This window comes from Actinoplanes sp. NPDC051633, from assembly GCF_040681735.1.
Taxonomy (GTDB): Bacteria; Actinomycetota; Actinomycetes; order Mycobacteriales; family Micromonosporaceae; genus Actinoplanes.
Genome location: NZ_JBFAZH010001755.1, coordinates 1 through 1,152, shown reverse-complemented (window position 1 = coordinate 1,152; position 1,152 = coordinate 1). Strand labels below are relative to the sequence as shown.

At 70.1% G+C, this 1,152-nt stretch carries 2 protein-coding genes; both read right to left on the bottom strand.

The window, feature by feature from the left end; genetic code table 11:
* Positions 1 to 751: BTAD domain-containing putative transcriptional regulator (locus AB0M20_RS44930; RefSeq protein ID WP_364307735.1), on the bottom strand; the 751-nt coding region annotated here is incomplete at its 3' end.
* 9 nt (positions 752 to 760) lie between these two features.
* Positions 761 to 997: a 4-oxalocrotonate tautomerase family protein gene (locus AB0M20_RS44925; RefSeq protein WP_364307733.1), complete on the bottom strand. Its 237-nt coding sequence runs from the start codon at positions 995 to 997 to the stop codon at positions 761 to 763.
* Positions 998 to 1,152 lie beyond the last annotated feature (155 nt).

Below are 1,152 nucleotides of genomic sequence, written 5' to 3'. Positions count from 1 at the left end.
CAGCGCCCGCGGCCAGCGCCGCCGCGCCCGCCTGCAGCAGCGACTCGGCTATCACGCCCGCGCGCAAGCCGACCCGGGGCCGTGGCCCGGTGGCGCGGGCCGCGGCGCGCAACGCCGGGGAAGGAACCAGACCCTCCCGGGCGAACGTCGCCGTGCACGCCGCCAGTTGCACCGACGCCTGCCCTTCGTGCCCAGCCGCGACCAGGGCGCGCAGGAACAGCTCTTGTGCCGACTCATCCAACGGATCGAGCGTTGCCGCTCGACCGGCTACGGCGACAGCCTTTTCCACATCGCCCGACGTGAACAGGTCCAGAGCCCGCGAGCGGAGCTCCTCCATCGACCGGGCGGCACACCGCGCGCGGGCCAACAGCAGCCAGGTGTCGAAACCGGGGCAATTGCGTAGATCCAGTCCGTCAAGCAGCACGCCGCCCACCTCGGCGGCCGGCAACGTGCCTTCTTCCAAGGCCCAGACGTCCACCCACGCCTGGTCCGCCGTGACGCGTACCGGATCGCCCCGCAACGCATCCGAAAGGCCGAGCCCACGCCGCAGGTCAGCCAACGACCACCGCAGCGCACCGAGCGGGTCGTCGGCGGCTGCGAACAGGTCGCCGGCCAGCTCCCGCCGGGGAACCGGCCGCTCGGTCAACACGACCCGGGCCAGCAACGCCCACGACTTGAATCCGCGTGGCTGACGGTACGGCTGCCCGTCGCCCTCGACCCGAGGACGTCCGAGCAGCCGTATCCGGATCATGGCGCTGCCTCAGCCGCCCACGGGAGCCGCGGAGCGGCCCTGCAGGGCGTGCACATCCGCGGCGCTGAGACTGTTGCCACCGATACCCCAGTCTCCACTTTTGACCTCTTCGACCACGACCCAGGTCACCTGGCGCAGGCTCTCGCCCTCGACCTCCACCATCGCATCGGTGACTCGCTGAATCATCTCGCGCTTCTGCTCCGGGGTGAAGACACCCTCGATGAGCTTCACATTGACAAGCGGCACGGTTCCTCCTCGGCTGGTGAATTGCTGTCGGAACCCAGCGTGCAGGCCTACCGTGTGACCCCTCGTGTGACGACGACAACGCCCGTCACTTGGCCATGCCGACACAGCAGCACCCGACCGCTCGGCGATCGGGTGCTGCTGTGTCGGTACTGCCG